Annotated in this window: 12 protein-coding genes; 7 read left to right on the top strand and 5 right to left on the bottom strand. The window is 38.4% G+C overall.

Annotated elements, in window-relative coordinates:
- Window positions 1-225 precede the first annotated feature (225 nt).
- The 7 genes from hinT (at window position 226) to OCV27_RS09575 (ending at window position 5540) form a co-directional block, all read left to right on the top strand.
- Window positions 226-576, top strand: a complete 351-nt coding sequence (hinT, locus tag OCV27_RS09605; RefSeq protein WP_125321145.1) for a purine nucleoside phosphoramidase — start codon at window positions 226-228, stop codon at window positions 574-576.
- Window positions 577-680: 104 nt separating this feature from the next.
- Window positions 681-2078 carry a COG3014 family protein gene (locus OCV27_RS09600; protein ID WP_125321147.1) on the top strand — a complete coding sequence of 466 codons (1398 nt, stop codon included), beginning with the start codon at window positions 681-683 and terminating at the stop codon, window positions 2076-2078.
- The gene (locus OCV27_RS09595) at window positions 2075-2464 is read left to right on the top strand and encodes a YcfL family putative periplasmic lipoprotein (protein ID WP_125321149.1); all 390 of its coding nucleotides are present in this window, start codon (window positions 2075-2077) and stop codon (window positions 2462-2464) included. Before OCV27_RS09600 ends, OCV27_RS09595 begins: the two co-directional genes overlap by 4 nt.
- A 69-nt stretch (window positions 2465-2533) precedes the next feature.
- Complete coding sequence (lpoB, locus tag OCV27_RS09590; protein ID WP_125321151.1) at window positions 2534-3124, top strand: penicillin-binding protein activator LpoB; 591 nt, start codon at window positions 2534-2536, stop codon at window positions 3122-3124.
- 17 nt (window positions 3125-3141) lie between these two features.
- Complete coding sequence (locus OCV27_RS09585) at window positions 3142-4005, top strand: phosphotransferase (protein WP_125321152.1); 864 nt, start codon at window positions 3142-3144, stop codon at window positions 4003-4005.
- Between the two features lie 87 nt (window positions 4006-4092).
- Window positions 4093-4641 (top strand): alpha/beta hydrolase YcfP, encoded by a 549-nt coding sequence (gene ycfP / locus OCV27_RS09580; protein WP_125321154.1) that lies wholly within the window; start codon window positions 4093-4095, stop codon window positions 4639-4641.
- Between the two features lie 146 nt (window positions 4642-4787).
- Entirely contained in the window at window positions 4788-5540 is a 753-nt protein-coding gene (locus OCV27_RS09575) for a hypothetical protein (protein ID WP_125321155.1), read from the top strand.
- 115 nt (window positions 5541-5655) lie between these two features.
- Here the strand turns inward: OCV27_RS09575 and OCV27_RS09570 are convergent, their stop codons facing one another.
- The 5 genes from OCV27_RS09570 to OCV27_RS09550 all read right to left on the bottom strand — a co-directional run bounded on the left by OCV27_RS09570 (window position 5656) and on the right by OCV27_RS09550 (window position 12193).
- Window positions 5656-5838, bottom strand: coding sequence for a YqaE/Pmp3 family membrane protein (locus tag OCV27_RS09570; protein ID WP_125321157.1), 183 nt, complete (start codon window positions 5836-5838; stop codon window positions 5656-5658).
- 222 nt (window positions 5839-6060) lie between these two features.
- The gene (locus OCV27_RS09565) at window positions 6061-7551 is read right to left on the bottom strand and encodes a BCCT family transporter (protein ID WP_245986729.1); all 1491 of its coding nucleotides are present in this window, start codon (window positions 7549-7551) and stop codon (window positions 6061-6063) included.
- Between the two features lie 259 nt (window positions 7552-7810).
- Complete coding sequence (locus OCV27_RS09560; protein ID WP_125321158.1) at window positions 7811-8935, bottom strand: HDOD domain-containing protein; 1125 nt, start codon at window positions 8933-8935, stop codon at window positions 7811-7813.
- Window positions 8913-10961 carry an MHYT domain-containing protein gene (locus OCV27_RS09555; RefSeq protein WP_125321159.1) on the bottom strand — a complete coding sequence of 683 codons (2049 nt, stop codon included), beginning with the start codon at window positions 10959-10961 and terminating at the stop codon, window positions 8913-8915. The genes OCV27_RS09560 and OCV27_RS09555 overlap by 23 nt, the downstream gene beginning before the upstream one ends.
- Window positions 10962-11032: 71 nt before the next feature.
- Window positions 11033-12193: an HD domain-containing phosphohydrolase gene (locus OCV27_RS09550; protein ID WP_125321161.1), complete on the bottom strand. Its 1161-nt coding sequence runs from the start codon at window positions 12191-12193 to the stop codon at window positions 11033-11035.
- Between the last annotated feature and the right edge of the window lie 35 nt (window positions 12194-12228).

Genomic DNA, 12228 nt, shown 5'->3' with positions numbered 1-12228 from the left:
GGTATCAGATATGAATAGAGCCACAAGTCGCAGAGAAAATGAACTTAAAAGTATCGCTTGGCCAAATATGAGACAGACTTTATAGATGATTTGTTGCATAATTTGCTCTTTATGGGTTGCTCATGAGTATGTGGAAAGTGAACACTGTTTTTATTGTGATTTTATTGCGCTTAGCGCATACTCCTTGGCAGTAATCAATGCTAATAATAAGTGATGGAGTGCTTCATGGCTGAAGAAACCATATTCAGTAAAATAATTCGTCAAGAGATTCCCGCCGATGTGGTTTACCAAGATGATCTCGTTACGGCTTTTCGTGATATCAACCCGCGTGCACCAAGCCATATATTGATTATTCCAAATAAATTGATTCCAACAGTCAATGACATTGAGGATCAGGACGAGCTTGCCATGGGCAGAATGTTCACCGTTGCACGTAAGATAGCCAAGCAAGAAGGTATTGCTGAAGATGGTTATCGTTTGATAGTAAACTGTAACTCTCATGGGAAACAGGAAGTCTACCATATTCATATGCACTTGGTTGGCGGCCGTCCTCTAGGTTCAATGCTCGCCAGCTAACTCTGAGGTTAATATAAAAATAGTGGTGGTCATGCAAACTTTTTATGATTACTACTGTCAAACGCGTCGATCATAAAATTCTAATAACTCATTCGGAGCACGAAGTGCAAAAACACGTTCGACTCGCATTGGTGGTATTTAGCTCAACGATTCTTTCAGCCTGCGCTAATTTTTCAGCAGGCAATTTATTTAGCCATTACAGTGCACAAAATAGTGATTTATATCAGGCGGTAAAAGAAGGGCAGTATCAAGAAGCAGAACAAGCCTTACCTGAACAGGTGGCTGGCGATATTCTTGATAATATGGAAAAGGGTCGTGTTTATCTACTTAATCAGCAGTATGGTGAAAGTAAATCTGCCTTTGAAGCCAGTGATCAAGCAGTACGAGTTCAGCAAGATAAGGCAACAATATCTATTTCAGATACTGCGACAAGCATTGGTTCTTTGGCTGTCAATGATAATCTAGATATCTATAAACCCGCCGATTATGAACTTGGTTTTCTACATTTGTACCTTGGTTTAAATTACCTTAAAAACAATGATCTTGAAGGCGCGATTATAGAAATGCGACGTGCTAACCAGGTGCAAGAGCGAGCAAGAAAAGACAGAGAAAAAGAGCTCGAATCTGCACAGCAAGATATGCAATCTAAAGGGTTAACTCCAAATATTGGTAGTGTGTTATCTAACTACCCTGATGCTGGTAAGACGCTTCAAGCTGTACAAAATGGTTATCTACTCTATCTCTCAGCGCTGCTTTATGAAGCGGATAAATCGCTAAATGATGCCTATGTTGATTATCGGCGTGCTTTAGCTGTTATGCCAGAGAACACCGCGGTGATTGATGGCACGAAACGTGTCGCTAAACGTCTAGGTATGAATGAAGACTTGGTGCAGTTAGAGAAGCGATATGGCAAGAGCAATTTCCTTGATGACGATAAAGCTAGAGTCATTGTGATTGAAGAGCAAGGTGTTGTTGATGCGCTACAAGGGTGGAAGCAAACATTACCACTCTTTGATAGTAATGGTAATGTTGCGTTATATACCATTGCTTTACCTCATTATGGACAACACAATAATCAACTTTTCCCTGCGACTCAGTTTAACCAAATCAAGCTTAACAGTGATCTGATGACAGATGTGAATACTATGGCTCAGTTTGATCTGTCTGAGAGAATGCCAGCAATTATTATTCGCCAAGCACTGCGTGTTTGGGCTAAAGATGAGTTACGTAAGAATGCCACTAATGAAGACCAACTCGGCAACGCATTGGTCAATATCTGGAATACGCTAACCGAACAGCCAGATACCAGAAGCTGGATAACCCTTCCAGGCCAAATTCGCAGTAGTAGCGTGACTGTAGAACCAGGGCAACAGACGGTGTTGGTTGGCGCTCACCAAAAATATCAGTTTGAGGTTGAAGCAGGTCATACTGCTTTAGTTTGGGTCTCTCGTCAGGGAGGTAGTGCCATAATTTGGCATAAACAGTTAGGAAATATTAGATGAAAAATTGGCTTATTGTAGTAATTGCCGGATTAATCATGGTGGGTTGCTCGAGTAACACCGCAGGTTTACGTATTGATGGAGCATCGCAAACTGTGTTGTTTGGTGATAACGTATTGGCTGGTCGCCTGCATATAGATGATATCTCTACTGCTGATGTTGATGGTCGTGCCCGGGGCGTAGTACGAGTAATCAGCCAATACAAAGGTGATCAGCATATACAGTATCGATTCTATTGGTATGATGATAGTGGTCTAGAGGTTAACTCTAAGCTTGGGCCTTGGCGACAAACTGTCGTTCGAGGTATGGAAACCATCTCTATCTCTGAAGTTTCAGTGAATCCGAATGGAACACAGTTTCGTATTCAGATTCGTGAAAGTGACAACTAAGGGTTAAAATCTCGGTATTTTTCCCTACAACGACTAACACAAGATTATAGAAAAATTGAGGAACCAAGAATGAAAAAAAGCGTTATCGCGTTACTTGGCTTGGCAGTATTATTAGGTGGCTGTTCAAATAAAGTTAGCTATGGCGATGCACAAGCCGTTGAAACCACAACAATTGATTTCGGTTCAACCGATTTACAAAAGATTGCTGGAGAAATGGTTGATAGCATGATGATGTCTGGCTCTGTTGCGGCAATTACAAATAGTTCTCGCCCGATTGTCTTTGTTGAAAGAATTAAAAATAAGACCAGTGAACATATAGATACTGAATCAATCACAGATACTATTAGCACTAAGATGCTTAACTCAGGTAAATTCCGTTTTGTTGACATGGATCGGGTTGAAGCCGTTCGTGAACAACTTAACTTCCAGAACAATGATGAGCTGGTGAATCAAAGTACTGCTATTCAGTTCGGTCAGATGGTAGGTGCACAGTATATGCTGTATGGAAACCTATCCAGTATTGCCAAAACCGGCGGCAGTGATAAAGATGTATACTATAAGATGACGATGCGTCTAATGGACTTGAAAACGGGTTTGATTGAGTGGGCAGATGAAACAGAAATCCGTAAACAAGAGTCTAAGAGTTTCTTAGGTCTTTAACCTTATAGGAGTGATCGATGGCAATAATGGCTTGGCATGATGCATGTCAGCTTGATACTTCACTGAGATCATTAGATCACTTCTTTTCGCTTGCCCCGGAATATGCCCAGACATTAACCGGAGGCCTAACCAATCGCTGCTGGAAAGTGAAAGCTCAAAGTGGCGACTGTTTTGTTTGGCGTCCTAGTACACATATTACCAAGTCGCTGTCTATTTCTCGGTTTCACGAACAGCAAATTTTATCTCTCATACAAGATACTAATCTTGCCCCTAAACCTGTATACCTTCATGAGCATGGGTTGTTGGTTGAGTGGATTGAAGGCGAGCCGTTAACCCATGAGTTGCCTTTTGATTCGTTATTAAGGACACTTGCCAAGATCCACAGCTTAGATATCACTAAAGTTCCGATTGCTCCTTTTAACTATACTGCTAGGGTTGATCATTATTGGATGCTACTGCGTGAAAATCTGCAGCTAGATATTTATCGGGATTTGTATCAGCAATGGCGTAATGTTCCAAGCCTAGGTAATGTAGATACTTCACTATGCCATTTCGATTTGGCTGGTTACAATATGGTCAAACACGCTGAAGGTAATAAAGTTATTGACTGGGAATACGCTTGTATCTCTGATCCAAGGCTAGATCTTGCTATCACCATCTGTGTGACTGGAGAAAAGCCGCTCGAGTCGGTTTATCGTTACTGCCAACTTCGAGATATTGAAGATGTGAATGAATGGATTGAAGGTGTAATGGCTTGGAAGCCAAGAGCTGATGTGATGGCTATGCTTTGGTACTTATTAGCTTATCAGTTAAAAGGGCATGATAGATATTTAGTTGAAGCGCAGACCCTTGGTAATTTATTGACCTCTCAACCTACGTAAATCAACCTGTGAATACAATTTAGATTTACCTCTCCCTATACCCTTACTTTTTGTATTGAATTGGTGGGGTAAACGGAGAATATTAAAATGATTATATATTTACATGGGTTCGACTCCACCAGCCCAGGCAATCACGAGAAAGTCCTGCAACTACAATTTATTGATCAAGATGTTCGTTTTATTAACTACAGTACATTGCATCCCAAGCATGATATGCAGCATCTTCTCAAGGAAGTACACAAGGCGATTGAGCAATCCGGTGATCCTAACCCTATTATTTGTGGTGTCGGTTTAGGTGGGTACTGGTCTGAACGTATAGGTTTTTTATGTAGGATTAAACAAGTGATATTGAACCCTAACCTTCATCCTGAACTCACTATGCAAGGGCGTATCGATAGACCAGAGGAATATGAAGATATTGTCACCAAGTGTATTCCAGAGTTTCGTACCAAGAATAAGAATCATTGTTTAGTCGTTTTGTCGAAAAATGATGAAATCCACGATAATCTCAAAACCTCGGCGGAGTTAGAAAATTACTACGATATTATTTGGGATGAAGACCAATCTCATAAGTTTAAGAAAATCTCTCAGCATCTAAAGGCGATGCAAGCATTTAGAGTAAATGATAATAAATAGTTATACAGTGGATAAATTTATAGCTGGAAATGAAAATTTCATAAGAATGGTAGCTAAAACTATCAGGTGTTGACCGGATGTTAATCCGTAAGTTATTACTTTATAAATCCTCTAAGGCTTTATTAAAACATACCTTGGAGGTAGCCATGATAGAAAGAGTAGATTCCTTCGATTCACTTTCTGTAAACGATATTCCATCTGATATTACTCGTCCCCAAAACTTTACTAAGCACCCGGACTATACAAGTGGTACCGCAGATTGGCTGCACCTTTCGGCAGACTTTCAATCTAGTGCTAGTAAAGGGCTTGGTGTTGCGTTTGAGTTTATCTCACAATCATCGAACCCTAACAAAGTAACAGGTATGTTTAGCAATTTGCTATCATTTGTCAAAGATCAACAGATGGCTTTAAATCGAAATTGCACGTATTGCAGTAAAGCGGTGGATAGAAATTTAGATGCTTTAGCTCGAGAAGATTTTAATCACTACTATGTTGCTACTGAAACTGCTCAAGGTTCAATTAGTACAGACGTAGAAAATATACAGTCAAAAGTTTTATCTAGAGAACAGCCTTTAACGTGGGTACTAAGTGAGTTAGTTCCCAAGGGGGAAAGAGCAATTATTACTGTACCTGTCAAAGATAAAGGTTATTCGCACGCAATGAATTTTATCCATAACTCAAATGGTTGTGTTGTTATTGATGGACAATTTAATAAAGTCTATAACTTTAATCATGCACATGAACGCGAAAAATTTGACTCAAAGTATGGGGCAGGGGAAGGCTCTAAACCTGCAATAACTAGCGTCTGGAATACGGGCTCTTCTCCTGAATCTCGAGATGAACCTTTTGAAGTTATTGATAAAAAAGATGTTGAATATCAAGGGTGGCAATTAGTTTAAGATTGGAATTTTAATAATAAATGACACAAAATTAAGTATTTATCCATATGCGTCATTTATTATTTTTATGTATTATATTTTACATAGTTATCTAAGTGTGGGGATGTATATTATATTATCTACGCTTTCTATGTCTGCCTACTTCCATGGTTGAATAAAACGCATGGATGATGCCGGGCACAAAAAAGAACAACGTTAAAATAAAGCTAATAAAAAAATCTTTTCCTAATCCTCTATTGCAAACAACAGCAATGGGAGGTAAAAATAAGCATAAAATAATTAGTACAAATTTGTTCATAAAATAGTCCTAAAACTAGTCTAATTTCAATTGGTTGGAATATATATGCTCTTACTTATTAATGGTTCTGTCAATGGACATAATAATGATCGTTTATGCTGATTTAGCTAAGTATATGTTTAAATATTAGTAACTTACCATAACTGGTAAAATGTAATTGAAGAACACTATTGTACTAAAAACCTTTTTTGGTTGTCACGTATAGAACATTACCTTAAACCTCTAGCATTGCTTATTTCTTAGCATATCTTTCAGTAGAGCTAGGACTTGTAGGGCTATCACTAAAGTAAAAGGTATAGCCCCCGCGATAGCGACTTGTTTATTCAGCTCTACATCATTGCCATAGAGAAGTGCTGTTGAGAGTGACACCAGAATGGCGGCCCATAATATTTTTGTTTTATTGTTATCATTGTTGGTCAACATTGTACAAACCAATAAAGCTGAGTCAGCACTGGTGATGATGAAGGTAATTAATAAGATTAAAGCAGTAATTCCGAACATTTTGCTTACAGGAAATTGTTCAAAGAACGTAAACAATCCTTTGGTATAATCATTATTAACTGAGGCAACCACATTAGCACTGAAGGGGCTGTCTAGACTCGCGCCTCCAAAAGTACTAAACCAAATAATGGAAGCAAATGTTGGCACAAGTACTACACAGATTAGAAATTGTCTAATCGTTCTTCCTTTGCTGATCCTTGCGATAAAAGGTCCTACAAAGGGAGCCCATGCAATCCACCATACTAAGTAAGTGACAGTCCAGCCTAAACTCCAATCACGTGATTGTGGATCAATAGCAAAGGATACTTGTGGTAGTAATTCGATATATCTTATCGATGATGAGGCAATTCTTTCCAGTGTTTGCACTGGGTCGACCAGAACAAATACCGCGCCTACCATAGCGAGCATAATGATGGTGTTGAAAAGACTTAACCGCTTGATTCCTTTCTTCAAACCTAACAAGGATGAGGTAGTAAACAGGAATGCAATCATAATCAGCAAACTATAGCGAAACAAGAAGGAGTCTATAACAATTGAAAACGTTTGTTCCAAGCCTGTTTGAATAAGAGCAATAGCATTAGCAAAGGTGCCTGCAACACCAAACATTATTGCGATCACCGCCATCCAATCAAGGATAGAAAAAATGCCACGTTTAGGCTGTGAAGTAAACATTGACGATATATGCAGTGTGCGTTTCCGGTTGTAGCTAAACCACGCGATTGCAAGAGCGGCAATCGCGTATATCGACCAGGCATGCAGACCCCAGTGGAAGTATGTTAGGGCCAATGCCGTATCGGTATCATCTCCTAGGTTTTTAGCAAAGCTAGGTAGGTTAGATGCATGAAAAGAAGGTTCTGCAATTCCCCAAAAAATAAGGCCAGATCCCATTCCAGCAGTAAATAGCATTGCTAGCCAGCTTGATGTACTGAACTCTGGTTTACTCATATCACCGCCGAGGCGTATTTTTCCCAGAGGGCTTAAACTAATGCTAAAGGTGAGGAGCACCATTACACTAGAAAATAGCACGAAACTAAGACCAAATTGATCAATGGTATATTGAGTTAAACGGGCGATATAACTGATACTTATCTGGGGAAAGGCGACAACAAGAAACATAAGAGCTGTGATCGCAAGCGTGGTTGATATAGAACTATTAAGTCTAAAACCTTGCGTCAATCGTGACTTAATGATGGATATGCTATAAGAACTCACTTCTTACTCCGAAAGTTATTACTATGTATTGACCAAGAAAAAATCGACACTAAATTACAGTAAATAGACCTTAAAAGTCTAATCTTTTGGCCTTTAAATCAGGGCTGGCGAAAGTTTTCAAGGTATGTTCAATGTCTATTTAGATCAGCATGCCTAAACTCTTGGAGTTTACATAGATATTGAGTTGCGTTATATCTCATTGAAGGTACATTTATAATGGCTTATGTTGCAAAACAAATGGTTGATATTTAAACGATATTTATAATGGTTCTTTTTGCCACGTATTAAATTGATTTTCCAAACTACAGTGAGTTATCAATTGGCTATTGACTGGCTGATTATTAATGATACAACGAGCAATATAGACTGCGCTGGCGGCACCAAATGGTTTATTCAAAAGCGCCTCAGGTGAGTTTTGCATCACAACAGCATCAATGAGTTTTTTTGAAAACCCCCAGAACTTCAGGAGATATACAGCAAGCTGCTCTGAATCGGTTTTGAATATGTGAGTTTCAATATGAGATTTATCCTGCCCTTTTTTTTTGGGGTCGAGTAAAGAGTGCATTAAATCTGGGGTGATTTTGAGTCGGACGTATTCTCCAATTCTGTGAAAAAGGCCAACTAGATAAGTAAGATCTTTTTCTTCATCATGGACCATTTTTGAAGCGAGCAAAGCAATTTTATGACTATTAGTTTGCAGCTGATATAAAGGGGTTCTGGGAGCATTATTTGATATAGAAAAAATCTCAACCATATCCATAATACTTGATATAGCTTGTGTACCTAACCTTGAAACAGCTTCGTTAATACAAACAATATCTTCGTTGTTTCTGAATATGACATTATTTGAAATTTGTAAAACTTTCGCACTAATGGCTGGATCTTGACAAATTACTTCAGCCACTTGGCTTATTGATGAATTTGGAGACTCTATCACTCGTTTAGTTCGGTAAAAACATTCAGGGTCAGTAGGAAGTGAATTAATACCGCTGATTGCATGTTGAATTATCTTGTCTGGAAAGACATTTAAAAGATCAGAGATGTGGTAGATTTCTTTTTTTAATATCTTGGGATTACATGGCTTTGTGAATGCAAGATGTGAAAAGAAACCTCCCTTAATTGTTAGATCGCTGTCTGAATATCCTGACAAGGAAGCACGAATAACATTGGGATAAAGCATGCTCACCTTTTCAAGTAGCTGTGCACCATTCATTTTGGGCATCAGTATATCCGAGATGATAATATCTATGTTTACCTGTTCAAGGATTGATAATGCATCTTCCCCGCTCACCGCGAGAAATATCGACCATTTATCACCGAATAAAGCGCGTTTGAGAGCACGAAGGATCATTTCTTCATCATCAACTAACAGGATGTTCATCATGATGTTCCATTCTTATTTGTGCTCGTGAGACTGAAAGAGGTAACTTGATAGTGAACGTTGTTCCTTGTCCTACTTGTGTTTCAGTATGAATAACCCCTTTATGGTGCTCAACTATGCATGAATATGCCAGATTCAATCCTTGGCCTGTGCCCTTGCCAACATCTTTAGTGGTAAAAAATGGATCAAATATGTTATCAATAATATTGTCGGGTATACCAATACCGTTGTCTTCAATTTTGATTATGACATAATGTGTTTCAGGAAAAACGGATATTTTTATTGATCCTAGCTGGCTGTCTTGCCCCTTAAACTTTTCTTCAATAGCGTGCGCTGCATTGATAATAAAATTGAGAATAACTTGATTGAATTCGTCTCTTCTACATGGAATTTTAGGAGTAGATGGAGAAAAGTCAGTTTCAACATTGGCAACATACCGCCACTCACTTCTTGCAATCGTAATCGTTGATTCAATGGCTTCTAATATATCTACCTGTTGTACTTCACCATGCCCCGAATGAGTGAAGGATTTCATTGCGTGAACAATTTTACTAATCCTATTTAGCCCTTCTAAAGACTGATCGATAGCTAGTGGTATTTCCTCGGCAATAAAATCAAAGTCATGCTTTTCAAGAAGTTTATTTAAGTTTATCGCCTCTTGTTTTGGTTGCGATCTCGGATGTGTCTGATCAACTTGCTTTAATTCAGTGACTATATTCAAAAAAGTGCCAAAAGAACTTTTTAAAAAATTCGTATTATCTGAAACGTATTGTGTTGGAGTATTAATTTCATGTGCAATTCCAGCAGCAAGTTGACCCATAGACTCAAGTTTTTGTGATTGACGAATGACTTTCTCTTGTTCCAACCTACTGGTGATGTCTCTGACAATACAGCTAAAGTACTTAGAATCTTCATTAACTCCAGCTAATACTGACAAACTAACCTCAATCGGAAAAAGCTGATTGTTTTTCTTTTTACCTTTAAAAATTAAGCCACTGCGAAGTTCATGCTCTAGAGCTGATGTTTCTTCGACTGATTGTTTATCGAAAGAAGGCATTAAAATTTCAACAGGCACTCCTTTAATTTCTTCTCCTTCATAGCCAAACATCTGAATGCCCATCTTATTAATACTTTCGACCTTATTTTCTCCATCTATAATAATAAGGCCATCAGCTAGGCTGTTTATTATTTGCCTTTCTCTTTTGATGCTAGCTTGGACAGAAGACTCTGCTGATTGCAGGCGGATATCAATCATTGAAGTAAAAGCAGTTGCAACAAAAATGATAACAATGAATATGGTCACGGCAAATGCAATAAAATGTGTATCGGCCATACTGTGTATTGAGGGTTCGATAAACGGCTTTTCAACATAAAACTTAACTGCCAGCATTGCAGTATAATGCATCCCCGCAATTGCAACTCCCATAACCGCTGAAGCTAGTGTTCGATTTAAAAAGCCTCTATATAGTGGTTTTTTATCATTGTCGCGTTGAGTTTTGATGAGTAATATTGCTACAAACGCACAAGCAAAAGCGACGATCAGTGAAGTAAGAAACAGCGGCAAGTTATACACCATAGTTGCATCCGACTGCATCGCTTCCATTCCAAGAAAATGCATACTACCAATTCCTAGCGCTAAACTAAGTGCACTTAGCTGCATGTCTATTAAAGAGAACTTACGATTTTGAAGAATATGAAATGCAACTAAAGCACCAACAATAGGAGGCAGTAACGAGCTTATAGTAATAGGGATACTGTAGGTCATTGGCATAGGAATCATATAAGCTAGCATACCAGTAAAATGCATTGCCCAAACTCCTAGACCGTATATAGCCGCCCCAAAAAATTTCCAGAGAGTCGCAATTTTAGGGGAGTCGGAATACCATATGCGCTTCAATATTATCAAGCTTGCATATGCCGCCAAGCTTGATACAAAAATAGATAGCAAGACCAAATATAAGTTAAAATCAGCCTGAACTTCGGTATATAAAGTTGGGTCAATCGCTTTAAAACGCCACAAGTTGGTCATTATTCCAATATTCCTTAATGTTGGGTTTCTGGTCAATAATCATAGGCATTAAAAACCATCTAAATTCGGTGTTAAGTATTTCCTGTTTGTTCTATCTGCTCCGTGTTCAACATTGCGACCTGAACTGTTCCTGATATGGCTTTATTTTCTATACAATGGTGAATGATTTTCATCAGTGTATGAGTGACTCGCTGGCCTTTTTTAGCCACAAGCTGCCCTCGTCCAGTTGTTATTTCCTCTTCAACTATCATATTAGGATTAAGGTTGCATATATCTACAGACAATATTTTATTCGTTTTATCTAATGACGTTTTAAAAGCACTTAATAAGTCAGGGTCGTAAAAGTCAACCTGTTCATAAAGTGCAATAAGAGCTTCTGAATTTGTAAAGCCGTTTCTTTCAAGGGAACAAAAATCACAGACTATCTTTAGCATTCTTGCTCCGAGAGGGATATCTTTACCTTTAACTTCATCACTTGGTATCCCTTCTCCATTGAAGCATTTTTCTTGATAAAGTAATGTTCTAGCAATCGCTTCCATCCTTGGTATTTGTTTTAAAAGATCATATGCCAGTGATGGGTGTTGATCGAATAGTCTTTTATCTTCTTCCGAGATAAGTTTTCCATCCTTTATATTCTTTAAAGTGGTTTCAGGAAAGACAATGTACCCTAGTTGAGATAGCTTTATGATAGGCTCAAAGCTCCAATGTTTTTTGAGCTTGATTGCTTTAGCAAGATTGACCATATGCAAGTGAACTCTATGTGTATTGTCGGTTAAATCTGGTACGGCAATAGACATAACCTCACTCAATACATTAATCACACCTTTGAGAGTTTTATTCAACAATATACGTTCAGCGATTAGCAGATCGTATTGGCGAAGTCCTGCATCAATGTAGACGAGTAAGTCTTCCGAGGTGCAAGGTTTATTAATAAACTTAAATACATCAGCAAAGTTAACAGCGTCTACGGCTGTTTTTTGATCCGAGTTACCAGTGAACATCATTCTGACTGTTTCTGGTGACGTATCTTTTACCGCTTTCAAAAGCTCTAAACCACTCATTTCCGGCATTTGCATGTCAGAAACGACTACTGCATATTGCTTAGTAGAAATAAGCTGCAGCGCCTCTTTGCCACTTTTTGCCAAATCAATATCTATATGATGGCGAAGAGTACGCTTAAACGAGTTTAAGATGTTTATTTCATCATCTACCAAAAGCACAGTTTTATTCATCTCAATAAGATACCTAATGCATATTGACTTAGTGT

It is taken from the genome of Vibrio pectenicida, assembly GCA_024347015.1.
GTDB lineage: Bacteria > Pseudomonadota > Gammaproteobacteria > Enterobacterales > Vibrionaceae > Vibrio > Vibrio pectenicida.
Note: the sequence above shows the minus strand (reverse complement) of the source record. Positions and strands in the feature narration are given on the sequence as shown.

Excerpts from the sequence above, each read along its gene's own strand:
- hinT (WP_125321145.1), top strand. The coding sequence starts at position 226 with ATGGCTGAAGAAACCATATTCAGTAAAATAATTCGTCAAGAGATTCCC.
- OCV27_RS09595 (WP_125321149.1), top strand. The coding sequence starts at position 2,075 with ATGAAAAATTGGCTTATTGTAGTAATTGCCGGATTAATCATGGTGGGT.
- lpoB (WP_125321151.1), top strand. The coding sequence starts at position 2,534 with ATGAAAAAAAGCGTTATCGCGTTACTTGGCTTGGCAGTATTATTAGGT.
- OCV27_RS09585 (WP_125321152.1), top strand. The coding sequence starts at position 3,142 with ATGGCAATAATGGCTTGGCATGATGCATGTCAGCTTGATACTTCACTG.
- ycfP (WP_125321154.1), top strand. The coding sequence starts at position 4,093 with ATGATTATATATTTACATGGGTTCGACTCCACCAGCCCAGGCAATCAC.
- OCV27_RS09575 (WP_125321155.1), top strand. The coding sequence starts at position 4,788 with ATGATAGAAAGAGTAGATTCCTTCGATTCACTTTCTGTAAACGATATT.
- OCV27_RS09570 (WP_125321157.1), bottom strand. The coding sequence starts at position 5,838 with ATGAACAAATTTGTACTAATTATTTTATGCTTATTTTTACCTCCCATT.
- OCV27_RS09560 (WP_125321158.1), bottom strand. The coding sequence starts at position 8,935 with ATGATGAACATCCTGTTAGTTGATGATGAAGAAATGATCCTTCGTGCT.
- OCV27_RS09555 (WP_125321159.1), bottom strand. The coding sequence starts at position 10,961 with ATGACCAACTTGTGGCGTTTTAAAGCGATTGACCCAACTTTATATACC.
- OCV27_RS09550 (WP_125321161.1), bottom strand. The coding sequence starts at position 12,193 with ATGAATAAAACTGTGCTTTTGGTAGATGATGAAATAAACATCTTAAAC.